21 protein-coding genes are annotated in these 21,634 nt (G+C 51.3%); 7 read left to right on the top strand and 14 right to left on the bottom strand.

The features are described 5' to 3' along the window. The first annotated feature begins 97 nt into the window (after window positions 1-97). From GGC63_RS27720 to GGC63_RS27730, 3 genes are read left to right on the top strand one after another with little or no spacing between them, the layout of a single operon-like run. The gene (locus tag GGC63_RS27720) at window positions 98-1,186 is read left to right on the top strand and encodes a GerAB/ArcD/ProY family transporter (protein WP_192705066.1); all 1,089 of its coding nucleotides are present in this window, start codon (window positions 98-100) and stop codon (window positions 1,184-1,186) included. Next, the gene (locus GGC63_RS27725) at window positions 1,183-2,715 is read left to right on the top strand and encodes a spore germination protein (RefSeq protein ID WP_192705067.1); all 1,533 of its coding nucleotides are present in this window, start codon (window positions 1,183-1,185) and stop codon (window positions 2,713-2,715) included. The genes GGC63_RS27720 and GGC63_RS27725 overlap by 4 nt, the downstream gene beginning before the upstream one ends. Continuing rightward, a complete protein-coding gene (locus GGC63_RS27730; RefSeq protein WP_192705068.1) occupies window positions 2,712-3,851 on the top strand; it encodes a Ger(x)C family spore germination protein in 1,140 nt (379 codons plus the stop codon). Before GGC63_RS27725 ends, GGC63_RS27730 begins: the two co-directional genes overlap by 4 nt. A 150-nt stretch (window positions 3,852-4,001) precedes the next feature. On the opposite strand, the gene GGC63_RS27735 is transcribed toward GGC63_RS27730, so the two are convergent. After that, window positions 4,002-4,376: a winged helix-turn-helix transcriptional regulator gene (locus GGC63_RS27735; RefSeq protein ID WP_192705069.1), complete on the bottom strand. Its 375-nt coding sequence runs from the start codon at window positions 4,374-4,376 to the stop codon at window positions 4,002-4,004. A 118-nt stretch (window positions 4,377-4,494) separates the two neighbouring features. On the opposite strand from GGC63_RS27735, the gene GGC63_RS27740 reads away from it, so the two are divergent. Next, entirely contained in the window at window positions 4,495-5,343 is an 849-nt protein-coding gene (locus tag GGC63_RS27740) for an N-acyl homoserine lactonase family protein (RefSeq protein WP_192705070.1), read from the top strand. A gap of 45 nt (window positions 5,344-5,388) precedes the next feature. On the opposite strand, the gene GGC63_RS27745 is transcribed toward GGC63_RS27740, so the two are convergent. From GGC63_RS27745 to GGC63_RS27775, 7 genes are all read right to left on the bottom strand, one after another. Then, on the bottom strand, window positions 5,389-6,270 hold the full coding sequence (locus GGC63_RS27745; RefSeq protein WP_192705071.1) for a glycoside hydrolase family 43 protein: 882 nt from the start codon (window positions 6,268-6,270) through the stop codon (window positions 5,389-5,391). Between the two features lie 294 nt (window positions 6,271-6,564). Further along, on the bottom strand, window positions 6,565-7,845 hold the full coding sequence (locus tag GGC63_RS27750) for a Gfo/Idh/MocA family protein (RefSeq protein WP_225948548.1): 1,281 nt from the start codon (window positions 7,843-7,845) through the stop codon (window positions 6,565-6,567). Between the two features lie 103 nt (window positions 7,846-7,948). Beyond that, complete coding sequence (locus tag GGC63_RS27755) at window positions 7,949-9,052, bottom strand: DUF3048 domain-containing protein (protein WP_192705072.1); 1,104 nt, start codon at window positions 9,050-9,052, stop codon at window positions 7,949-7,951. A gap of 265 nt (window positions 9,053-9,317) precedes the next feature. Beyond that, complete coding sequence (locus GGC63_RS27760) at window positions 9,318-9,539, bottom strand: DUF2905 domain-containing protein (protein WP_079914067.1); 222 nt, start codon at window positions 9,537-9,539, stop codon at window positions 9,318-9,320. A gap of 194 nt (window positions 9,540-9,733) precedes the next feature. Continuing rightward, window positions 9,734-10,591 (bottom strand): sugar phosphate isomerase/epimerase family protein, encoded by an 858-nt coding sequence (locus GGC63_RS27765; protein ID WP_192705132.1) that lies wholly within the window; start codon window positions 10,589-10,591, stop codon window positions 9,734-9,736. A 104-nt stretch (window positions 10,592-10,695) separates the two neighbouring features. Then, a complete protein-coding gene (locus GGC63_RS27770; RefSeq protein ID WP_192705073.1) occupies window positions 10,696-10,836 on the bottom strand; it encodes a hypothetical protein in 141 nt (46 codons plus the stop codon). Then, window positions 10,823-11,761, bottom strand: a complete 939-nt coding sequence (locus GGC63_RS27775) for an aldo/keto reductase (RefSeq protein ID WP_192705074.1) — start codon at window positions 11,759-11,761, stop codon at window positions 10,823-10,825. Before GGC63_RS27775 ends, GGC63_RS27770 begins: the two co-directional genes overlap by 14 nt. 227 nt (window positions 11,762-11,988) lie before the next feature. On the opposite strand from GGC63_RS27775, the gene GGC63_RS27780 reads away from it, so the two are divergent. The 3 genes from GGC63_RS27780 (at window position 11,989) to GGC63_RS27790 (ending at window position 13,264) form a co-directional block, all read left to right on the top strand. Next, window positions 11,989-12,372 (top strand): MerR family transcriptional regulator, encoded by a 384-nt coding sequence (locus tag GGC63_RS27780; protein WP_192705075.1) that lies wholly within the window; start codon window positions 11,989-11,991, stop codon window positions 12,370-12,372. A 222-nt stretch (window positions 12,373-12,594) separates the two neighbouring features. After that, window positions 12,595-12,768 carry an anti-repressor SinI family protein gene (locus GGC63_RS27785; protein WP_225948549.1) on the top strand — a complete coding sequence of 58 codons (174 nt, stop codon included), beginning with the start codon at window positions 12,595-12,597 and terminating at the stop codon, window positions 12,766-12,768. Between the two features lie 163 nt (window positions 12,769-12,931). Then, on the top strand, window positions 12,932-13,264 hold the full coding sequence (locus GGC63_RS27790; protein ID WP_079914062.1) for a helix-turn-helix domain-containing protein: 333 nt from the start codon (window positions 12,932-12,934) through the stop codon (window positions 13,262-13,264). A gap of 36 nt (window positions 13,265-13,300) precedes the next feature. On the opposite strand, the gene GGC63_RS27795 is transcribed toward GGC63_RS27790, so the two are convergent. The 6 genes from GGC63_RS27795 to GGC63_RS27820 are packed head-to-tail and all read right to left on the bottom strand — an operon-like array spanning window position 13,301 to window position 21,305. Next, entirely contained in the window at window positions 13,301-15,517 is a 2,217-nt protein-coding gene (locus GGC63_RS27795) for a hypothetical protein (protein WP_192705076.1), read from the bottom strand. Window positions 15,518-15,553: 36 nt separating this feature from the next. Beyond that, window positions 15,554-16,369, bottom strand: coding sequence for a response regulator transcription factor (locus GGC63_RS27800; protein ID WP_192705077.1), 816 nt, complete (start codon window positions 16,367-16,369; stop codon window positions 15,554-15,556). A gap of 54 nt (window positions 16,370-16,423) precedes the next feature. After that, complete coding sequence (locus tag GGC63_RS27805) at window positions 16,424-17,884, bottom strand: glycosyltransferase family 2 protein (protein ID WP_192705078.1); 1,461 nt, start codon at window positions 17,882-17,884, stop codon at window positions 16,424-16,426. Next, a complete protein-coding gene (locus GGC63_RS27810; RefSeq protein WP_192705079.1) occupies window positions 17,881-19,095 on the bottom strand; it encodes a hypothetical protein in 1,215 nt (404 codons plus the stop codon). Before GGC63_RS27810 ends, GGC63_RS27805 begins: the two co-directional genes overlap by 4 nt. 37 nt (window positions 19,096-19,132) lie before the next feature. Beyond that, on the bottom strand, window positions 19,133-20,962 hold the full coding sequence (glmS, locus tag GGC63_RS27815) for a glutamine--fructose-6-phosphate transaminase (isomerizing) (protein WP_192705080.1): 1,830 nt from the start codon (window positions 20,960-20,962) through the stop codon (window positions 19,133-19,135). Window positions 20,963-20,993: 31 nt separating this feature from the next. Continuing rightward, window positions 20,994-21,305, bottom strand: coding sequence for a helix-turn-helix domain-containing protein (locus tag GGC63_RS27820; RefSeq protein WP_192705081.1), 312 nt, complete (start codon window positions 21,303-21,305; stop codon window positions 20,994-20,996). Between the last annotated feature and the right edge of the window lie 329 nt (window positions 21,306-21,634).

The raw sequence follows: 21,634 nt of genomic DNA on the forward strand, positions 1-21,634 counted from the left end.
GATTTATTTTGACCTCATTCGACAAATTCCCGGTGTAAAACATCCCTTTTTTGGGTATCACTTCTAAGGGGAGAATAAGGGGGCTGAGCTGAACAACATGAATTCGTCCAACCAAATTTCCATACTGCAGCTAAGCATCCTACTAACCATGACCGTCGGTCTTGCCAATCATGTTACCGTCATTCCCCTGCTTCTGCAAACGGCGAAGCGGGATGCATGGATCAGCGTCATTGCCGCCTTCATCCTGTTCGCAGCCTGGATTTGGATCCCTTTTGCCATAACAAAAAAAACAAGGCAAGCGAATCTTGTCGATTGGCTCAAGAACCATACGGGAGTCTGGTTTACACGGCTCATACAATTGGCAGCCGCTATCTATATAGGGTGCATCGCCTTCATTTCGCTGAAAGAAACGGTGACCTGGACCAAAGTAACGTATTTACCCCAAACTCCGGTAATCATTATCGCTGCCGCTCTGATTCTGCTCAGCTGTTATACCGCTAGCAAAGGCATCCAATCCATTGCGATTGCGGCGGGCATCCTTCTGCCCATGGTCATCGTGCTCGGTTATTTCGTCATGGCCGCTAACTTTCAATATAAGCGATATAATCTGCTGTTTCCGATGATGACAAGCCAACTGTCCGCCATTGCCCAATGCACGATTTATATTGGCGGCGGATTTATCGAGCTGATCATCATCTTGTTTATGCAGCATTTATTAAGCCGTCCCCTCAAATGGGGCCATTTATTTGCGCTGCTCTCCGTCATTTGCGGGTTGACTCTAGGCCCGCTGACAGGCTCGATTGCCGCCTTCGGCCCGGAGGAGGCCGCCAATCTGCGCTACCCTGCCTATGAGCAGTGGAGGCTCGTCACAATTGGCGAGTACATCGCCCATGTCGACTTTTTCTCTATCTATCAGTGGCTCTCCGGAAGCTTCATCCGCATCGCGCTATCGATCTTTCTGATCGTCGAGCTGTTCCAGATCAGACTGCCCCGGCGACGCCAATTATCGATTAATCTGATCAGCTTATGCTTGTTTATTCTATGTATGCTGCCGGTCAGCGACATGACTTTCGTCGCCTACATTCACAACTATTACGCGATAACCTTCTACGCGGCACTTGTGATCTCGCTTGTTCTTATTACCCTTGTCGCTCTAAAAAGCAGGCAGAAAGGACGAAGCCTATGAACCTTCTTCATTGGATACGCAGCAGGCTGGAAGACAGGCGTACAACGTCCCCTTTAACCCGAAGCAAGCCCTCCAAGATGCTGACACGCTGGGATGAGCAGACGCTTCGCTCCTATTTCGCCCATTCCGATGATATATGCATTACCGCCCATACCTATTCCAATCCGGCTTGCCCCAAGGTCATTTTCGTCTATTGCGAAGGAATGATCGATTCCAAACAGCTGCAAGAATGGGTCATCCCCAATGTCACCGTCTGCATCAAGGAGCATTCGAAGTGGGAGACCATCACGGATCATTTGGGCGGCCTGCTCCAGCTGGAATCGATACGGTCGGACGAGAGCCTGTTTACGCGCTTGTTCAGCGGTCATCTTGTCATTGTCTTCGAAGCCCTCTCCCTGGTTTACACCGTCTCTATTCCGCAGATCCCGCAGAGGAATCCGGAAGAATCAGCCACGGAAATTTCACTCAAAGGCCCCCGGGATGCCTTCACAGAGGAAATCTCTACGAACGTCGCTTTAATACGTAAAAGACTGCGGACGCCAACCTTGTGCAACGAGCCTTTCGAAATAGGAACAAGGAGCCGGACCAAGGTGTCTTTAATGTACATCCGCGACATTGCCAATCCGAATACGATCCAGGAAGCGCGCAACCGGCTCAATAACATCTGTGTCGATGCCCTTCTAAGCAGCGCCCAATTGGAGGAAGGGTTATCCGACCGGTCCTATTCTTTGTTTCCACTGATCGACTATATAGGAAGGCCCGATTTTATTGCCGAGTCCCTGCTCCGGGGCCGCTTCGCCGTCTTGGTGGATGGTTCCCCGATGGCTCTGATCGCGCCGTCTAACCTGACGTCTCAGCTCAAATCGCCGGAGGACCTGCACCTCACCTTTTACTTTGTCAGCTTTGAAAGAGCGCTAAGGCTCATCGGCTTGTTCGTGGCCATTTTTGTTCCCGGCTTTTGGGTTGCCTTAAGCACGTTCAATATGGAGCAGCTCCCATTTCCGCTGCTGGCTACCGTAGTAACCTCCCGTACAGGGCTGCCCACCTCGGCACCGCTGGAAGCGCTACTGATGCTGTTTTTGTTCGAGATCTTCCGGGAGGCCGGCATCCGGCTGCCGAAGGCCGTCGGACAAACCATTGCCGTCGTGGGAGGACTTATTATCGGGGACGCGGCCATCCGGGCAGGACTGGCTTCACCCACCATGCTGATTGCTTCCTCGGTGACCGCTGTCGCCACCTTTACTTTGGTCAACCAGTCTTTAAGCGGAACCGTGAGCGTGCTCAGACTTTTCGTGCTGGTGTGCTCCTCGATACTGGGGTTGTTCGGCTTCTTCATCTCCATGTTCTTTATTGTCGTCTATTTGTCCGGTCTGCGCTCCTTCGGTCTTCCCTATCTTGCCCCCTTATCTCCTATTACCTTCCGGGGCTTGATTCCTGCCCTGCTGGCACTTCCATGGAGCGCTGAGAAAAGCAGGCCGGGGATGCTGGAGACTATCGATTCCACCCGGGAAGGTACGAGTAAGGAATGAAACGGATACCGATCATGGCAGCTCTTCTTGTCGGCATGGCGCTCATCACCGGCTGCTGGGATGCCCAAAATGTGGAAAAGATCAATTATATCTCCGCCATCGGGCTGGATTACGAGAAACCGAATTACGTCGTTTATGCGCAGCTCCTGGAATTTTCCGCAATTGCGAAGCAGGAAAGCCCTGAGAGCAGGGGAGGGACAAAGACCTGGGTCGGCAAAGGAATAGGAGAATCGCTGAACCTGGCCATGAATGACCTTTATAATACGGCACAGCAAAGAATGGTATGGAGTCACGTAACTACTATCTTTATCGGGGAGAAGGCACTCAAGCAATGGCCGGGAGGGTATGTGGACGCTCTGACCCGATTTCGGGAAATTCGGCTTACCCCATGGGTGTTCGCGACCAAGCAGCCTATAACCGAAATCATGAACGCGCCCGCTTTCTTTAATCTGTCTCCCCGCGATACGATTTCACATTCGCCGGCCGCCAACTATATGCAGCATTCCTGGATACTTCCGCTTCAGTACATGACTTTCTTGGGGGATTACAACGAGCCCGCAAGAACCGTGATTCTGCCTATCCTTTCTATCAATCCGGACCAATGGGAAAAATCCGAAAAACCGGACCCGAAGCTGACCTGGGACGGGGCATTCATCATGAGCGGCAAAAAAATCAAAGGAGCCTTAAAGCATGAAGATTTGAAGGGGCTTCGCTGGGTTATCGGAAATACGGTCCGTTCCCCGCTGAAAGTGCAAGAGAACGGAAAATTACTTGGAGTCGTATCGCTCGAGGATCCGTTGGTCCATATTGATGTAAAGCAGGCGTCAGGCCGTCCCCAATATCATCTGCGGATTTCATTGCAGGGGAATGTCGTGGAATTGTTCGGCGATACGCCGGAAAAGGAGCTTGTTGCCGCAGCCAAAAAAATGATGGAGAACGAAATCCGGTTCACTTATGAAAAGGGAATCGCTATCCATGCCGATGTCCTTCAGCTCCAATATGCCCTCTACCTCCAGCATTATAAGGATTGGAAAAGGATGTCGGAGGATCAGCTCGCTTTAGACAAGAACTCCCTGGATGGAATCGATATCCAGCTCAAGCTGCTGCATTCCGGCATGCTGAAGGAGAAGAAATAAACGTTCACGGGGGCTTAGATAAAAGCAGTCTGGGGGGATTTTCGACGTATTGTGTCGCAGCTCAGGCGGGACCTCCCTATCGAGAGAAAAAACACAGACCTTCCTGCTATAAGGAAGGTCTGTTGCTGTTATAAGTAATTGCCTACAGCCTTATGTTTGCTCATAATTGGCTCTTGCCGCTTCGACATGCCAGTAATTTTCCCTACCCCACTGTCTTAGCTCTCTCATCGGTTGAAGCAAGCTATCCCCTAAAGGAGTGAGCGAATATTCAACGGTTGGGGGTACGCTTGGTGTAATATGGCGTTGGACCAGCCCGTTCCATTCCAGCTTCCGCAGCGTTTGAGTGAGCATTTTTTTGGAAATACCGTCGATTCTTCTTTCCATTTCTCCGTATCGAATGCTTCCGTTTTCCAATGCATAAATGACAAGTGCCGTCCATTTGTTAGAAATGATTTCAAGAACTCTGCTGTACCCGCATACCGCCAACGAGATATCGGGTTGTTTTGTCTTGGCTGAAGATGTCAAATGGTCCCCCTCCTGTACACTTCAAAGTTCCCAGGACACCTTAAAGTGCCTACTTACTTAAGTTTAGTTTATGTATTATTGTATGTCTAGTAAAGGTTAAAAAAAGGAGGAAATGAACATGCCGAATATTATTAAAGCCCGCCCAAAGCTGTATGTGATGGATAACGGACGTATGAGAATGGATAAAAACTGGATTATCGCCATGCATAATCCAGCTACGGTCAGCAATCCTAATCCACCGGCACAATTCGTAGAATTTCCGATCTATACGGTATTGATCGATCACCCGGAAGGAAAAATTTTGTTCGATACGGCTTGCAACCCGAATTCAATGGGCAGCGAAGGACGCTGGGCCCAATCTACTCAGCAAATGTCCCCTTGGGCAGCGAGCGAGGAATGCTACCTGCATCATCGGCTGGAACAGCTCCAAATCAGACCGGAGGAAATCAAGTACGTCGTTGCCTCCCATCTGCATCTGGATCATGCCGGGTGCCTGGAGATCTTCACGAACGCTACGATCATCGTCCATGAAGATGAGCTGAATGGCGCGCTGCAAAGCTATGCTCGCAACGAAAAAGAAGGTGCCTATGTATGGGCGGACATCGATGCTTGGATCAAAAACCAATTGCAGTGGCGGACCGTCAAACGCAATGAAGACAACCTGGAGCTGGCAGAAGGCATCAGGGTTATGAACTTTGGCAGCGGCCATGCCTGGGGCATGTTAGGACTGCACATTGATATGCCGGAAACAGGCGGGATCATCCTCGCTTCCGATACCATCTATACGGCGGAGAGCTACGGTCCCCCCGTCAAGCCGCCAGGCATTTTATACGATTTGATAGGCTACCGGAACTCGGTTGAGAAAGTCCGCACGCTTGCTGCCCGAACGAATTCCCAAGTATGGTTCGGGCATGATGCGGATCAATTCAACCAATTACGCAAATCCACAGAAGGATACTACGAATAAGAAAGTATCTTCAGGCTTCCTGAGGGTCTGCATACTTTTTAACGGCTAGACGATCGCGGCCCCTACCTTGAGTGTGTCTCCGCAATCTTCTACAGGAAATAGATGAGGCCGCTCATTCGGATTGTTGTTCGGCAGATGAATCGTGAGCATCAACCCGCCCAGCAAGCCATGGAACAGCATCCCATGTCCGCCGTCCTTCCGGTAAATCGGCTCCGGATCGTGAACCCAGGGGCCGCTGATATCCCCGTTCAAAGAACGAGCAACCCCTATTGCGTAGCCCTGCTCCCCGAAGCTGGACCATAGGAGCAGCAGCTCGCCTGTTCTGGAGCTGTAGAAGAACGGGCCGTCCGTTACGTACGTGTCCCCATCCCGGACCGGCTTTACCCAGGGAGCCTCGCTGGCCTTGAATAGCGTCATGACCTCACCCTGTGCTTCGGTCAGATCGGGGGACAACCGCAGGGCGCATAGTTCACCGTCCTTAACCTGCACCCATTCGTGACAGAACACGATCCAGGGATCTCCGGACCGGTCCACATATAGCGTGCCGTCAAGACATTCCCAATCCTCGGGTGTCACAGGGCCGCTGCCATGCGGCTTATAAGGGCCCTCCGGACGTTCCGATACAAGAATTTGCGTCGCGCGGCAGCGTTCCTCTGATTTAAAGCTTGCGAACATATAGTAGCTGCCTTTCCATTCATGAACCTCGGGAGCCCAATAATGACGGTCCGACCAGAATGAGGCCTCAGGCCGAAACGCAGGGTAAGGCCCTTCCCAATTCACCATATCATCGCTTATGTAGACATCAAAGCCCTGCGGCTTCCCGGACCATGCGGTTTCCCCCGAGGTGCCGTATAAATAATATTTCCGTTCTTGCTCTACGGGCAAGATGAACGGATCGCGAAGATGAATATCATCCAGTCTCTTCATCCTATTCTCCCTTTCCAGGCTCGGCTGTAGTGTCATTGGTTAGCTTCTAACACTTCCAATATTCCTCTTTATTATACTTCCAAACTGGATATTATTGCAGTATCCTTCCGGGCAAGAGAAGCTCGGATGTGAAGATGCCCTTGGACTAAATAAACAAAAAGAGACCCGCATACCAAACGGTGGCTGCGGATCTTATCCAATGTATTTATATGAAAAGGGGGGTCGTTTATTATTATAGGCTTGCAACATTAATCTAAGATGAAAAATAGATTTCATTTATATTACAAAAAACAGCTATAGGAATACGACCTGTCCCTCAAGCCGCGAACGTTCGGCGGCAAATCCGATGGTATGGCCCGAAATGGACTGATCGAGCGTCGTCGACATGACGGAGGATTGGTCACCGCGAAGCGTTTTGACAAAATCCTCGACAAGCCTTAAATCACCACCGCCATGCCCGTCATCGGTGATGTTAATATTCACATGCTCCTCGGTATAGCCCTGTCCCGGTCTCGGATCCGGATGGCGGACGACAAAATGCCCGTCCTCCATAACCCCCTCGATTTCGCCCTTCGTACCTATAATATGGAGGATTCGGCAGGCCTTGGGGGTAGCGCCGATCATGTTATGCGAGGCGGTGCTGCCGTTATCGAATTCGATAATGACGGATTGACGGTCCACAACGTCATTGTCGCAATGCCATACGCAGCGCCCGTACGGATTATCGGTGCGCAGCGATTCCAGCTTCTCCTCGGTGGTCAGCTTCGCCCCCAAGTGATGGTTGTTCCACACGTAAAAGCCCCAGCGGCCCTGGTCAATATAATTTTTCTTGGCCGAATACGGACAGGATTCTTCAATCCGGCAATCCGTCAGACAGCGGGTTCCCGCTCCTTCCGGAGCTTTATCGGAACGGAAATGGGAAAGGCTTCCGAAGCTGCTGACCTTGACCGGCCGTGCATTTCCGTTCAGCCAGGTAATCAAATCAAGATCGTGGCAGCATTTGGCCATGAGCATGGACGATTTGCATTGCTCCTGGGATCCCCATTTGCCGCGGATGAAGGATACGGCCATATGGTGGTAGCTGACATGCTCGGAGGTTTGGATGTTCACCACTTCCCCGATCTCTCCGGCGGCAATCCGCTCGCGAATTGCTGTATAAAAAGGAGCGTAACGCAGCACATGACAGATCATGACCGTGCGCCCGTGCTCATCGGCAGTGCGCTTGAGCTCCATAACCTCTTCTTCGGTTACGCCGATCGGCTTTTCCAGCAGGACGTCGTATCCGGCTCTAAGGAGCGGAATGGTCGTCTGCACGTGCAGCTCGTCCATCGTTCCGTTAATAGCCGCATCCGCAATGCGGGGAAGCGCTGCTAACTGCTCCACCGTATCGAAGCAACGGTCGTCTGCAATGCCGAACCGCGCTGCCGCCAGCTTCCTCCGCTCGGCATCCGGCTCCACGACACCGACAATACATAGCTGCTCCGGATGCTTCTCCGCATAGGAAGCATAGATCATACATCGCTGTCCCGCTCCTATTAACACCGCGGAAAGCGGCACTGACACTTCATTAGCCAACCGAATCCTCTCCTTTATTCAACGTTGGATAACATCTTCACGAGGCAATCATAACGCAGATTTATGATGGATTCAATCATTATTTTTGAAATATTCAATCATATTATTGCGTATCCACTCCCCATCCTTCGGGGATGACTTGTATCCAGGTCTGGCCGGGCAGCATCGCAAGCTCCTTGCCCTCCGAGAAGGCCCGGATCATCCCGTTGTGCTGCTCCCATGTCACTTCTTTCATCCGTCCGGCCTGCAGCAAATATCCCTTGCCCGGGCCTGTTACATCAACATCGCGGCGTCCCTCGTTATCGAGCACCTGATGCTTGCTCTCACATACAAGGACATTGGCGGCGGTCAGCTGCTTGCCCGTTTCCTTGTCATTGTGGGGCTTCCCTTCCATGAACCGTTTGTACAAGCCGCTCTCGGCGTCATACTCGTAGGAAACATTATACCCGCGAATATAGTGAATCGTTGCTTTCGTGGCTGGCTTACCGCCGGCGGCAAGCTCCGGCTTCCCTGCCGCAAAAGCGTAGGAGAGTCCTGCTTCCTTCCACTCCGTGCGGAATTTTTTATTCGCTATGCCCTGGCGGATTTTGTCCATGCTGGTGTACAGATTGTGCGGCATTTTGCGGTCGCTGGACCGCCAATAATAGGCTCCGTCGCCGTATACCTCATCAAGATGCTCCAGCTTATGCTCGGCGATAAGGTCCATAGCATCCTGGCTCCAGCCCGCATGCACGATGACCGCGTCCAGCGCTTCGCCGAGCTGGACGAAATACGGCCGGATGCTGCGCACCGGCCCGATCACCTTCGGCGCTTGGGCCTGATACACGGCCACAAACCGCGTGATCTCGCCCTCGGCCAGGATCTCGTAGACGAGATCGGCCTGATCGAGTCCGCTTTGCGGCCGGGCCTGCGGCGCATTCTCCACCATGACCACCACCGGGCGGTCATGGACTGGCTTCCCGCTGACAGCCCCTGTCAGCGGGAAGCGGTACCCCGCCGACTGCTGCGCCGCAGTCGGCAGGTTCGTCTCGCCGCCGCCGTGAGGCTGGGTCACGGCGGCGGCGGAGCCGGCATCGACGCCGGGCGGCGCGGCGTCGGGCTTGGCGGTGCAGCCTGCCGATGCCGTCAGCAGGCTGCACGCGAGCACGAGCAGCAGGCCGCTGCGAGGCCTGCCGCTCGATGTGGGATTGTTGCGTATACGAATCATAAGATTTTCACCTCGGATAACCGTTGTCTACTAATCTATATTCTACTAAGGACGATAATAGAAAGGATTTTCATCAAAATGATGCTAGCTTCTATCCCTCTATTTACCCTCAAGTAAACTATTCCCTGTTTTTGTTTTATTGTGAATATTTTCACATAACAACATCTATTTAACCCGCTTTCTCCGCCTGATCATGCAAAACAGCGCTCAACCTCCATGGTGAGCGCCGTTCTCGGTATTCCATGTATTCCGCCGCATCCTCCACTCATTTCGAAAACCATCGAATCACATACATAATGAGTGACAAAACGACGCTGATGACGATGCAGGTCACGACAGGAAAATAAAACTTGAAGTTTTCCTTCTCCACGACAATATCGCCGGGCAGCCGGCCCAGCTGCAAGTACTTGCTTCCGACCGCCCAGAGCAGGCCTGCGACAATCATGACCGCGCCGCCGATAATGAGCAATTTGGCAACAGGATTCATCGGACTCGTTCAGACTCCTTTTCCCCTTCGAATTATGCCTCTATCTTATCATCGTTTCCCAAAAAACCAAAACAAACCCAAGAAGCAGACGCCTTCGGTATCTAAGCTGAATAAGGTGCTTTGTGGAGAACCCCGAAATCATATGAAAAAACCCGCAGCCGGCATCTACCGGCAGCGGGCTTGCTGCACATTTATTAAATGGAGGCCAAAATGCTGCGAACTTCTTCTCCGTATTGCTTAAGCAATTCCTTGGAGCCATATTTGCCGCTGAAATCCTCTACCCCCAGGTAGCCGTCGTAGCCTACCGCTTTCAGATCGGCAAGCACTTGCTTCCAGTTCACGATACCTTCCAGATTCGGCTCCCAGTAGGAAGTCCAGGCTTGCGATCCGTCTTCACGTACATCCGCCTTTTTCCAGCCTGTGTTTTTAATATGAACATGAGCCAGATAAGGTCCCAACAGCTCCATTCCCATGCGGAAGTTCTCATATCCTTCATGAATCATGTTGCCCGGATCGAACAGTACGCCGATATGATTCGGATCGAAGCGGCTCACCAAACGAAGCGCGGCGGATGCGCTAGCGATGATCGTGTTGTGATGAGTCTCGACGAGACATTTGACGCCGTATTTTTTGGCCAGCGGCTCTACCGCCTCCAAATAACGAACCTCCAGATCGAACAGCTCATTATAATGAGTCGAGCGGTCATAGTTAGGTACGCCGACGCGGATCACTTTGGCACCCAGCTTTTGGGCTACCTGAAGGACACGCTCCGTAGCTTCAATATCTCCGGCCTTCAAATAAGGCGTAACGCTAATCGTTTGCAGGCCATGCTCACGGGCTACGCGTGCAAAACGCTCAATCTCTTCATCCGTAGCGGACGGATCGATCGAGCACAGATTGTTGCGCCAGAAGGAAGGCTTTTCATTTTTAAATTCCTCTGGAACTTCTTTAAAGCGCCATTCGATGCCGTCAATTCCTGCTTCTTTGGCAGCTGCAGCTAATTCTTCAGGGGATAGGTCCGGTGTAACGACAGTAAATACGGAAAGCTTCATCATGGAACCTCCAGCTTCATTTTTTAGACTTGGTTTTGCTAATAAAATTATAACAGGCTGGAGAGCATTTATCTATGTTCACGTGAACATTTTTAATATTCAGATTATTTGATGCCGTTCCATGACGTCGACCGCGTCATAGCTTCTATCGTTCCGAGCTTCCAGCGATGCACTCTCCCACCGTAGACGGTTTCATTGCCCGAATTCAAGAAGCCGCGATGAGTAATTTCATTAATAACGCTCACCGCTTACAGAATCTTTGGGCAATACTTCTTCTATACGACGTAAATCTTCGGAAGTCAGCGTAACTTCCAACGATCCTATATTTTCTTCCAAATAGGACATGCGCTTCGTTCCGGGAATCGGCAAAGTTCCGTTGGCCATCGTCCAAGCAATAGCTAATTGCGAAGGCGTACAATTTTTTTCTTTTGCGATTTCTTTCACTTTATCAATTAACTCAAGGTTTTTCTGGAAATTTTCCCCCTGGAAACGCGGCAGGACTCGACGATAATCGGTTTCGGCAAAATCCTCGAACCTACGAACGCTTCCAGACAAAAATCCTCTGCTTAATGGGCTATACGCTACGAAAGTAATGCCTAATTCATTTACAGTAGGCAAAATATCGGTTTCTACTTCCCGGCTCCAAAGTGAATACTCTGTTTGCAAAGCGGAAATAGGATGAACGGCATGGGCTCGGCGCACGATATCTGACGATGCTTCTGACAACCCAATATACCGCACCTTTCCCTCCTTCACCAAATCGGACATCGCTCCTACCGTCTCCTCAATTGGCACTTCAGGATCAATACGGTGATAATAATACAAGTCAATATAATTAACACCTAGCCGTTTTAAGCTTCTATCGATCGCTGCCTTCACATAGTCGGGATGTCCGAATACTCCTTCAAAATTTGGTCCCACACCAAACTTGGACGCAATAATCGCTTGTTCACGGCGTCCTTTTAATGCTTTGCCGAGCAATTCCTCGTTATGGCCATTTCCATAGCAATCGGCTGTATCAAGCAACGTAACGCCCAATTCTAATGCACGATGAATTGCACGAGTCGATTCTTCATCATTCGCTTTTCCATACAGTTCTGACATTCCCATCAAGCCTAAACCAATTGCCGAAACCTCCAGACTGCTGTGACCTAATTGTCTAGTTTTCAAAATCCTCTCATCCTTTCCAAAGCGGGATTTAATTCCTTTTATAGCGTACATGCTAAAGCGGACTTGAAGTCAACCGTTTATTCCTTTCGATAAATTTTGTATAATTATCCCCATATTTCCCCGCACCAAGTTTGGTTCTTATGGATATTGGCAGCTATCATACAAATATCTATCTAACGTTGTTTGAAAATGTATTAAAGTACACTTTAATGTAGGAGAGAAGAATTATGATGAGTATAAAAGAAGTTACTAAGATAACAGGACTATCGGCTTCCGCACTTCGCTACTATGAAAGCGAGGGACTTCTCCCTTATGTAAAGCGCGGCGAAAATGGGAACCGCATATATGACCAAGAAGATTTAGAGTGGATTCACTTTACAACCGCACTTCGGGCAACAGGAATGCCCATCACTCAAATCCAGGAATATGTAAACCTATTTAAAGAGGGGGATCGCACGATTTCAATACGCAAAAAAATGATGTTAACCCATAAATCAGAAATTGAGAAAAAAATAAAAGAACTTTACTACAATCTAGATAAAATCAATTATAAATTGGCGTTATACGATGTTCTTGAAGCTCAAATGGATCACAAAACGATTAAAATTTGACCCGTTCGTAATAAAAGTACCTAAATCGTCATGTCAGAACGACCTCCCCTCAACCTTGGATTCGAACGGCTTCTGAATGTATGATTCTATTGGGTCATACGATTCATTTCCCTAAAATAAATAGGCAAAAAATCCCAAATACGACCCTCAGCGGACAAAAATCCGAATCGTCGGACGAACAGTATAATGTGCCAAATTTCCGAAACCAGGAGGGATTAGGCTATGTCGTTGTCTTCGACAGTGCATACGAAAAGACAGGATATGAATTGGGTTCACCTGATGATCGCCGCCCGTGATTCGGGACTTTCCACAGAGGAAGTCCGGCAATTTTTCAATGAATGTAAAAAAACAAACATAAAGATGAAAAACAAGAGTAACCAAGAAGAAGAAGAATAGGCTATTTTCTTATAGAATCTGCGGATTCTTCTTTTTTATTTTCATTTGTAAACGGTTACATTTAAAATAAAGCCACAGACGGCTTATTCTTTGCTAAAATATAATAAATACTTAGTGTAAATAACTAGTAGAACTGACGATAGAACATAAAGGGGTCACGACCATGATTGGCAAAAAAGTCAAGCAATTGCGTTTGGAGCAAGGGCTTTCTATCTCCGAGCTGGCGGAGAAGGCCGGTGTGGCCAAATCGTATTTAAGCTCGATAGAGAGAGATCTGAGATCGAATCCTTCCGTTCATTTTTTGGAAAAGATCAGTCAAGTGCTGGGGGTTTCCGTAGAAACCTTATTCCATAACGACACCACCCCTCAAGGGCAGCTGGATGAGGAATGGATGGAGCTGTTACGGGAAGCAAAGGAATCCGGGGTCAGCAAGGAGCAATTTGCGGAATTTTTGGAATTCAATAAATGGCGCAACTCGCGCAACAAACAAAAGTAGCCCCGAAGGCCGGGGCTTGATAAAGTCCTTTCCGGTTTAGGAAGGGCTTTTTATCTGTTCGAACGCTGCTTTCATGAGATCATAGCTTTGCTTCAATACTTCATGGTATTCGACCTTATTCCAGACAGGCCAGCTGTAGATAGGCAGCTTGGATACGGCGACCGTTTCGGCAGCAGTCTCCCCGGCTGACGGAGCATTTTGTTCGCTACGCTGCTGAATCCAAGGAACGAGACGAATGCCTTGGGTCGTTGCCGCTGCCAGCTTGCCGTCCTTCTCTTCGTAGCTCATGACCTGTAAGGAGCTCGGATCGGTAAAACCGAGCAGCATCCACGGGATGCGCATTTCGACCACACTCCCTTTGGCCTGCCACATCGCGAGAGAATTGAAGTCCGGCGAAGTACGGTCGGTCGTTCCTCTCGTCAAGCGGCCGGCAGCCACATCCTCAAACGGATAGTATTTGGTTGAATCCGGAGGGATCATCTCCAATCCGACGGCCAGCTTCCACGGGTGAAACAGTCCGGAATCATCCTTCATCTCCTCCGGCTTCACCTGAAGCATACCGTACAGCTTCCCGTATAATCGGCTATGGAAATCGTAATTGGATGCGATTTTCACTTCGCTTTCACTATCTTTGCCTAACGTAATGAGCGTCTCCAGACCTTCATCCAATTGGCGTCCACCAAGCTCCTTCGCATGCTTGTTGCCCCCGGGCAGCGTATCCACTCCCAGATTCAGCAGCTCGTGCTCGGGATCAAACGGCTTCGTGAGCTCCGCAAGGATATAGACATAAGACTCATCATGCGTCATGGTTATCGATTGGAATCCCGGATAAGAGCCTTGGAGAACTTGCTTATCCTCCGCCTTCAGCTTATTCCAATCGCTGGCGTCTCCATCGATATTGAGTACCCCCTCCTTGCCGGACGTTTCCGCAACAAGCCCGAAATACTGCTCGTTCGTCAGCACATTGTGCCAATATTTTCGGCGCGCCTGAGGAATTTCGAACTCCATCGTGTTCCACGTCCGTTTAAACCATTCGTCCTGCCACGAGAAGACAATGCCCCCTGCCATTCCTTCGGCATGGATATCCTGCAGCAGCGAGGCATTGATCCGTCCTTGCTCCATTTCGTCATGCCCGCCTTGATTCCGGTCCATGTTGGCCAGATGCCCTATCCCAACGGAAGACGGGATACCGAACTCCGTAATCATAACAGGCATCCCCTTATGATAGGCCTTCAGCTGGCGCAGATAGCTTCGGTAGGTATTGGCAGTGCCGTCGGCATTCTTAACATCCTGCAGCGTCGTATCCAGCCGGAAAAAGTCCGGGTAATACGGATAAACGTGAAACGATGCGAAGTAACCGCCCTGCCAGCCGGCAGCATCCAGATGAGTCGCATCCACGCTGGCCATGTCCTCCTGGATCAGGATTTCTCCAGGGTGCTTTAGCGGATCGGTCGTCACCCAGTTCGTGAAGGTGAGCGGATGCTTCCAGCCGTTTTGCTCTTCCTGTACGGCCAGATGGTCCAGAAGACGCGCCAGCCAATTTTCAAACGGGCTTGCTTCGGGCTTGGCCGATATGAAGGTGCCCTGGTACTGGGTTTTATCCTTATGCTTCTCGTTGGTGTTCTTCACCATATTCGGCTCCCATTCCGTACCCAGGTGCCAGGCAAGCAGGTACGGACCGGCATTGGCACGGTACGCGCCGCTCGCTTTGCCGAAGCGCTCCGGAATCTCCACCGTCCCGTAGACGGCCCCGACGGCCAGCGTAATTTCATTCTCAAATTGCTGGTAGATGTCGTCCAGATAAGCGTCTTTTTTCTCGATTAATTCTTCCTCCGGTGTCCAGACACCCTGGATAAAATAAAGCGGATTGTCCGCATGCTTCTGATTATATTCCACCAGCGCTTCATAGAAGACCGGGGACAAAATGGTGTATACCCGAATGGTGTTGGCGCCAAGCTGTTGAATTTGCTGAAACCATTTCAAATACGTTGCCTTGTCTATAGGCAGCTCCCCGGGATCATGCCCCGGCAGCGCTGCGCCTACATTGACCCCTTTTACGAAAAAAGGAGTCCATTGCTGTTTATCGTACATTTCGATGTGATCACCCTGGGTGCGAAACTTGATGTGCGATCCGTCGGCGCTCTTCATGCTCTCGACCTTCATGGCAGGCCAGTAATGCCAGATGAGGGTGCCGACGAGAACAACCGCAATCAGGCGCAGCAGCCAAGTGACCGGGAAGCGGGTACCCTTCATAATTTAAGCTCCTTATCTACTCCCTATACGGTTCGATCAAGCCAGCAATCTCCGCAGACGAGCCTCCAATTCTACGGGAGAGAACGGCTTGCGGATAATGTCCGCGACGCCAAGCTCGAAGCATTTGTATACATCCTGCTCCACACCCAGATCCGTCATCACAACGACTTGACAGTCCGGTGCCTGGTCCGATTGCGATACGCGGTGAATAAGCTGGTATCCGTCGAGTGCGGGAAGCATCAGCTCTGTGAGAACCAGGTCGGGCTTGACCGACTCAATGAGCCGCAGCCCCTCCAGACCGTCCTGCGCAGGATGAACGTCGTATCCGCGGTGGCCAAGGCGCATATGGAGAAATTCCTGCAGATCGCCATTCGGCTCAACCATGACGATGCTTGGAACCGATGCCCTGGCCGGCTGCCCCGAGTAAATAGCGATTTCATGACCCGTACGATCCCCATCCTCTATCAGCGCTACAAAATCCCGAATTGCCTCCGGCGTGAGCAGCGAGCTCTCAGGGAAGCTGGCAACCGCAAGACTGCCGGACAGCAATCCGGCGTCATGAAGGAATGCCTTCACCGTTATGGCCAAATAATGGGTAAAGGAGAGCGATTGTCCGGGGAGCAGAATGGTTAGAAGACCCTCATTCGCTTCATATTCGGTGAGCACCATCAAGTTCAAGTCCTCCATCTTCAATCGCGTCTCCAAATCCTGAAGCTCTATGGAGCTCAGCATGCGGGACAGGGCGGTTATAACACCGCAGCTGCTCCACCCTTCTGAGGATTGAAGCACTTGGTTAATTTGATGGTACAGATGGTCTGATCCTACGGATTGAGTTAACAAAGAAGCTTTCATAACAGATTCACTCCATTCGTTTCAAAGTTGATTGAGAGCATAGTCAGCAAACCATTAGATGGCCTGTGCCTTGGAAGCGCTGGATTCCGCAGCGGAGGCGGTAGCTTTCGCCGTATCTGCCGTCCAGCTGCGCCGGACCATATTCCCCCAGCCTTGGTTGCGCCGTAGATAATCCCAATGACCGTGCAGCTTCCACCATGCATTTAACGGATCATAATATACGGAAATGATAACGGATAAGCCTAGAATGCGAAGCAAGCTTGGACCACTGACCTTTCGCCCCATGGCAATCTCCTCGATAATGAGGGAGCCTAGTGTGAAGATAAGTCCAATCAGCAGGTTCGCCAGCAGGAAGACGAGCAGTACCGGCAGCTGGGTCATGTCCATCAGCACATACCCGACCAGCGCCGCCAGCCCGGATAAGCGGATGTAAGGGCTGATCGTTTCATATAAAATGGTATATGGCAGCGATAGCCAGCCAATGACCTTATACTTCGGGATGAACAGCATCGAACGGAATCGAATCACGTTCCATAGCGTGCCCCGGATCCAGCGGCGGCGCTGTGAGCCCAAGATGCTCAGCGTATCAGGCGCCTGCGTCCAGCAAACCGCATCGGGGCAAAAGATGATCTTGTAAGGCAAATTCCGGGCGAGTCTATTCCGGTGCAGCTTCATGACGATATTCATGTCCTCGCCCGGACAATCCTCCTCATAGCCGCCGACTTCAATCAAACAGTCCTTGCGGAATAATCCGAAGGCACCGGATACGATCAGGAGCCCGTTCACCGAGCTCCAGCCGATCCTCCCGCCGAGAAATGCTTTCATATATTCCACATATTGCAGGGCGGGAAGCCATTGGTCCGGCAGGCGAACGGAGGTGACGCGGCCGTCCTCTACCTTGCTGCCGTTGGCAATGCGCACATTACCGCCGATAGCGATATGCTCCTCCGGGTTTTCCATGTAAACCTTGACCAAGCGGATGAGCGCATCTTTTTCCAATAAGCTGTCGGCGTCGATAGTCGCAACAAGAGGGTATTGGGAGACATTGATTCCGGCGTTCAATGCGTCCGCTTTGCCGCCGTTTGCTTTGTCGATGACGACCAATTTCGGATATAGGGGATTATGATACATCCCCCGGACCGGCTTGGACTCTAGGTGAGGCTGATAATGAGTCAGGCGGGTCGGCTTCAGGTCGAACTCCTCTATCAATACCTGCAGAGTGCGGTCCTTGGACCCGTCATTGATCACAATGACCTCGTAGACCGGAAACTCCAGCAGCATCAACGAGCGTACGCTCTCGATAATCGTCAGCTCCTCATTATGGGACGGGACCAGAATCGATACGGGCGGTACGTGCTCTGAGCCTGCAAGCTCCCTATAGCGGGAGTACATCGTGCTTTTGACAAGCGTTAGCATTTTCTGATGGGATACAGCCAGAATGAACAAGTAGAGCAGGCTGGACCCGATAATTAAATAAGTGGCTGCAATTCCATAATCCAATAAAAAAGTTCTCATCCTGTCCCTCTTTCTACGAACCGATGGGAATCCGTCGCAGCAGAAGGGCTCGTGTAATTTTGTTGAAACTTCGTGCGGTATAAGCGCGACATCTCACTATGCAGCGGGATTTGCCGCATCTCTCGTTCAGCAGCTGCGGCCGACAGATCCATCGCCTCATGAATGGCGTTCCACACCGTATCCTTGGCCGGCCCTGCTTGCATATCGCGGGCGGCTTCGCACAAGACTTCAAAGCCGTCGAGGCCCAGCCGGATCAAGCTTTGGGCGCTGCCATAGCGCACCTGCCAATGTGGATCGGCAAGGGAAGCCTTCAGCGGTTCAGTGTAGAACAACAGCTGATGCTCACCAACCGCTTGTGCAGCAGCGGCCCGGATTTCTCCATCAGGATGAGCAAGCAGCTCGCCGACAAGGCCTGGCGGCAAAACCTGCGGATACCTCAGCATCAGTCTCGCCACTTGGAGACGCACCTCTGCGTCCTCCGACCTCAGGAGTCGCTCCAATGATGCTAAGCTGCACGGACGGCTTCCGCTGGACAAGCCGGTCAAAGCCAGCTTGAGCAGCGCCGGATCCGTCTCAGTGTCCAATATCTCGGCGTACAGGGGCGCCGGATCGAGCGATGATGCGGACAGAATGTCCGCTGTCAGCTGCTGCGCATGGGGATGCCGCTCCATGAGCAGCGACATGAGCCGCCGCAGCTCCTCCGGCCTCTGCGCGCATTTGGCGGCCGCACGTCCGACCACGAACGCGGTGGACTCCGCTATCTCGCGCTCCAGAAGCTTTAGCAGTGCTTCGGCGCATTCACCGGCGCGCATGACGCCCAGGTGGTATGCAGCCTCCACGCGAACAGCATGCCAAGGACTGTTCAACCGCCCCAGCTCCATATCGATCAGTCCCATATCACGGCACAAGGCTGTAAGCTTGTCCCGGTGCGGCCCCCGGATCGTTTCGATCCATTCCAGCAGCTTCGATTGCACCGCTCGAAGCTCCATACGGGTTAAAGAACCGGGCGGGGGCAGTAGAGCCTGGGTTTCATCCATCTGGACACTCAAATAGGCAAAGTAGTCCTGATGCTTGGCAAGGCCTTCGTTCAGCTGCCTGGCGTTGCTTTGATGTCGGAATCGCAGCAGCCCCAAGATGCCGAACCCGCCGGCTATTGCGGCTCCCAGTACGTACAATACGGAAGCCGTCTGTTGTAATGGCTCCATCTCCATACGTTTCTCTCCTCCAACAGCACGCTGTATTTTTTATTTATTCTACCGTAACGCTTTTGGCCAAATTGCGCGGCTTGTCCACATCGTTGCCTCTGAGGGCAGCGGTATAATAAGCCAGCAGCTGCAGCGGGATCACGCTAACGGCAGGCGTCAGCAGAGAATGGGTATACGGCACATAAATGACATGGTCCGCTGTCTTGGCAACCTCGGTGTTGCCCTCTAATGCAATGCCGATAACGTACGCCCCCCGCGCCTTGACTTCTTTAATATTGCTGAGGGTCTTCTCCATCAGCCGGTCATCGGTTGCCAGGGCAATGACGGGGGTTCCGTCCTCGATCAAGGCCAGCGATCCGTGCTTCAGCTCTCCTGCCGCATAAGCCTCCGAATGAATGTAGGAGATTTCCTTCAGCTTGAGGGAAGCTTCCATCGCGACGCAGTAATCCAGTCCCCGGCCGATAAAGAACAGATGCTCATGACGCGTTATTTGATGGGCGAGCTGTTCTATCGGCTGCAGGTACTGAAGCATCCCTTCTACCTGCATAGGCAGCCGTTCAAGCATTGCAAGGAGCTCGAGCTGCGTAATTTTATCGATAGTACCCCGTGCTTCCGCCATATACAATCCGAGCAAATAGAAGCCGATCAGCTGTGTCGTACAGGCTTTGGTCGAGGCAACGGCAATCTCCGGCCCCGCCAGCGTAAACAGAACATCGTCGGCTTCACGCGCGACGGAGCTTCCGACCACGTTGGTTATGGCCAGTACTCGTGCACCGTTCTCCTTCGCTTCGCGCATCGCTGCGAGCGTATCGGCGGTTTCGCCGGACTGGCTGACGGCAATGACCATGGTAGATTCCGGAATGACAGGCATCCGGTATCGATATTCCGATGCCAAATCCACCTCCACGGGGATGCGGGTCAGCCGTTCGATGACGTTCTTCCCGACCAATGCCGCATGATAGGCGGTTCCGCAGGCGACGATATGAATATGCTTTATGGAACGAACCTGCTCCCCGGTAAGCTGCATCCCCGGCAGCACGACCTTCTGCAGCTTCTCGTCGATCCTTCCGCGCATCGTATCCCGGTAAGCTCTCGGCTGCTCGTGAATTTCCTTCAGCATGAACGTATCGAAGCCGTTCTTCTCGGCCATCAGCAGGTCCCAGTCAATATGAAACAGCTGTGTTGCGATAAAATTGCCTTCCAGGGTCATGAGATCAACCCCTTCACGGGTTAATACGGCCATTTCCCCATCGTTCAGGATATAGACGTCCCGCGTATATTCCAATATGGCCGGAATATCCGATCCGATGAAATTTTCACCGTGTCCGACTCCGATAATTAGCGGACTCGCATTTCGTACCGCCACCAGCTTGTCCGGCTCATAGGCCGATAGCACAGCAATGGCGTAGGCGCCCCGGATCCGTGAAATCGCATGGCGAACGGCCTGTACAAGACTGCCTTCATAATAGTGGGCAATCAGATGGGACAGCACCTCCGTATCCGTTTCGGACACGAACGTATAGCCGAGCTGCTCCAGCTCCTCCTTCAGCTGCATATGATTTTCAATGATGCCGTTATGTACGACAGAGATAGTCCGATCCTTGTCTGTGTGAGGATGGGAATTCTCATCCGACGGCTTGCCGTGGGTCGCCCATCGTGTATGGCCTATGCCTGCCGAGCCCGCCAAAGGCTCAAATTGCAGCCTATGCTCCAGCTCAGTAATTCTTCCCTTTGCTTTCTTCAGCTTCAGGCCGCTGTCCGTATAGATGGCCACTCCGGCCGAGTCATATCCGCGATACTCCAGTTTCTTTAATCCTTCCAAAAGAATCGGCTGCGAATCTCTGCTTCCGATATAGCCTACAATACCGCACATTGTTTACTCCTCCTCGTGGTTGTTTTCATCACTATCGTTTTTGCAGTTCAATCATCCGCTTGAGCTCTTCCCGGCTAATGCCGGCATTCGCCGCCTCTTCGAACAGCTCGTACCAGTCTTGCCTCGATAAAGGTGCTTGCTGCTTCACTTCCGGCTGTACCAGCTGCTCCAAAGAGATGTCCAATGCAGCTGCAATTTTAACCGCCAATTGAACGGACGGGTTCGACTGAATGTCCCGCTCAAGGGTGCTCAGGTACGATTTGGCCACACCTGAGGCTTGTGACAGCTCGGATAAGGAAAGTCCCTTCTCCAAGCGCAGCTTCCTCACTCGCTTTCCCAACATGCGCCATCGATCCTTTGTTGTAATAGATGCTTGGTCGAGTATCGGCCGAGATCGTTCTATGCAGAGAACAGTCGAATTGTTCTATCTACAGAACGATATCTTGGAGTATACCGCAGAATTACCCAAAATAAAAATTCAAAATAGCGAATTATTTCGATTTAGAGAACGAAATCATTAAAAATCCTCTAGAATTCTCCAAAAAACGGCATGATTTCGTTCTTTTTATCGAATGGCGTTTTCGATATAATGAATGCCGGAACCGAAGGAATCCCAGACACCCCTCTGCCCTGCACGTGTCAAAAATCAAAACGAAAAGGAGAATGGGGTAT

Origin of the sequence: Paenibacillus sp. OAS669 (genome assembly GCF_014873645.1) — a bacterium.
GTDB lineage: Bacteria > Bacillota > Bacilli > Paenibacillales > NBRC-103111 > Paenibacillus_S > Paenibacillus_S vulneris.

Bases quoted from the DNA above. Each gene is read 5' to 3' on its own strand.
- GGC63_RS27720 (WP_192705066.1), top strand. From the start codon at position 98: ATGAATTCGTCCAACCAAATTTCCATACTGCAGCTAAGCATCCTACTA.
- GGC63_RS27725 (WP_192705067.1), top strand. From the start codon at position 1,183: ATGAACCTTCTTCATTGGATACGCAGCAGGCTGGAAGACAGGCGTACA.
- GGC63_RS27730 (WP_192705068.1), top strand. From the start codon at position 2,712: ATGAAACGGATACCGATCATGGCAGCTCTTCTTGTCGGCATGGCGCTC.
- GGC63_RS27740 (WP_192705070.1), top strand. From the start codon at position 4,495: ATGCCGAATATTATTAAAGCCCGCCCAAAGCTGTATGTGATGGATAAC.
- GGC63_RS27745 (WP_192705071.1), bottom strand. From the start codon at position 6,270: ATGAAGAGACTGGATGATATTCATCTTCGCGATCCGTTCATCTTGCCC.
- GGC63_RS27755 (WP_192705072.1), bottom strand. From the start codon at position 9,052: ATGATTCGTATACGCAACAATCCCACATCGAGCGGCAGGCCTCGCAGC.
- GGC63_RS27760 (WP_079914067.1), bottom strand. From the start codon at position 9,539: ATGAATCCTGTTGCCAAATTGCTCATTATCGGCGGCGCGGTCATGATT.
- GGC63_RS27765 (WP_192705132.1), bottom strand. From the start codon at position 10,591: ATGAAGCTTTCCGTATTTACTGTCGTTACACCGGACCTATCCCCTGAA.
- GGC63_RS27780 (WP_192705075.1), top strand. From the start codon at position 11,989: ATGATGAGTATAAAAGAAGTTACTAAGATAACAGGACTATCGGCTTCC.
- GGC63_RS27785 (WP_225948549.1), top strand. From the start codon at position 12,595: ATGTCGTTGTCTTCGACAGTGCATACGAAAAGACAGGATATGAATTGG.
- GGC63_RS27790 (WP_079914062.1), top strand. From the start codon at position 12,932: ATGATTGGCAAAAAAGTCAAGCAATTGCGTTTGGAGCAAGGGCTTTCT.
- GGC63_RS27795 (WP_192705076.1), bottom strand. From the start codon at position 15,517: ATGAAGGGTACCCGCTTCCCGGTCACTTGGCTGCTGCGCCTGATTGCG.
- GGC63_RS27800 (WP_192705077.1), bottom strand. From the start codon at position 16,369: ATGAAAGCTTCTTTGTTAACTCAATCCGTAGGATCAGACCATCTGTAC.
- GGC63_RS27805 (WP_192705078.1), bottom strand. From the start codon at position 17,884: ATGAGAACTTTTTTATTGGATTATGGAATTGCAGCCACTTATTTAATT.
- GGC63_RS27810 (WP_192705079.1), bottom strand. From the start codon at position 19,095: ATGGAGATGGAGCCATTACAACAGACGGCTTCCGTATTGTACGTACTG.
- glmS (WP_192705080.1), bottom strand. From the start codon at position 20,962: ATGTGCGGTATTGTAGGCTATATCGGAAGCAGAGATTCGCAGCCGATT.
- GGC63_RS27820 (WP_192705081.1), bottom strand. From the start codon at position 21,305: ATGTTGGGAAAGCGAGTGAGGAAGCTGCGCTTGGAGAAGGGACTTTCC.